Annotated in this window: 3 protein-coding genes; all 3 read left to right on the top strand. The window is 63.4% G+C overall.

The genetic code is table 11. The features are described 5' to 3' along the window. A partial coding sequence (locus ET21_RS27945; RefSeq protein ID WP_156022505.1) for a DUF3768 domain-containing protein occupies nucleotides 1-108 on the top strand: 108 nt, incomplete at its 5' end. Nucleotides 109-119: 11 nt separating this feature from the next. Further along, nucleotides 120-626, top strand: a complete 507-nt coding sequence (locus ET21_RS28675) for a hypothetical protein (protein WP_237751658.1) — start codon at nucleotides 120-122, stop codon at nucleotides 624-626. Between the two features lie 12 nt (nucleotides 627-638). Then, nucleotides 639-848: a hypothetical protein gene (locus tag ET21_RS0123175; protein ID WP_004213310.1), complete on the top strand. Its 210-nt coding sequence runs from the start codon at nucleotides 639-641 to the stop codon at nucleotides 846-848. Nucleotides 849-874: the final 26 nt, after the last annotated feature.

The following is an 874-nucleotide window of genomic DNA, read 5'->3' as shown; positions in this document are numbered from 1 at the left end:
CTGCATAGGATCTATTACGACCGCGATCTTGAATTTGGCAGCGCCGAACCATGGAATCCCGATGCCACAACCCGCGTGCTCACCATTCTCCTAACCAGCGAATATTGAGGGAGGCCACCATGACCAAATCGCCCCCCGTGATCGAGCTTAGCTGGCGTGATGAGAATTACGGTTCCGTCTGCGCTGTCGCCGCCTTCCGCAACTATGCGGGCACACTGGATTGGAGCGACCGCACCCACCAGCGGTTTCGCGGATGCCTGAAACGCGCAGGCTTCGCCTTCCACGATGGCCGGTGCAGCTACATCGCCACCAGCGGCACCCGCGAGGATCGGCAGCGCGCCCTTTGTGACGAGCTGGCCCGCGCAGGCGAACGCCGCAAGCAGATCGCCGCCGCCCGCGTGCTGATCGACAAGGGCAAGGCCCTGTTGGATGAGGCGCGCGACATGCTCGAAACCGTCAAGGATGACGAGCAGGCCGCCCGCGAAAATCTGCCACCCAGTCTTGAGGACAGCGAACGCGCGCAGGCGATGGACGCCGCAGTTTCCGAACTGGAAAGCGCGATTTCAGCCCTTGAAGACTTCGACGCCGACGAGATCGGCACAAACCTCGACACCGCCAGCGAATAGGAAGGATTGACCATGCAACCCATGCGCCACCTAGATCGAGACACGCGCCGCGCCCGCCTTCTGGCGGCGCGCACGCGCCCCGTCGGCGGCATCAACCGGCGCGGCATCTTCACCGGCCATTGGGACGGTGGCGATGTTGTGCGCCAGTTTCGCGGCGATAACGGATCGTGGATCGGCCTTGCCGCCTACAAGGCGAAGGAAGAGCCGGAGCCGCAGCCATGAAAATCAGCAACACGGCGAGCGCCGTT

This window comes from Sphingobium sp. DC-2 (assembly GCF_000722555.1).
Lineage (GTDB): Bacteria > Pseudomonadota > Alphaproteobacteria > Sphingomonadales > Sphingomonadaceae > Sphingobium > Sphingobium quisquiliarum.
This window is presented reverse-complemented; position numbering and strand designations above follow the sequence as displayed.

Coding starts and splice junctions, on each gene's coding strand:
- ET21_RS28675 (WP_237751658.1), top strand. CDS start 120: ATGACCAAATCGCCCCCCGTGATCGAGCTTAGCTGGCGTGATGAGAAT.
- ET21_RS0123175 (WP_004213310.1), top strand. CDS start 639: ATGCAACCCATGCGCCACCTAGATCGAGACACGCGCCGCGCCCGCCTT.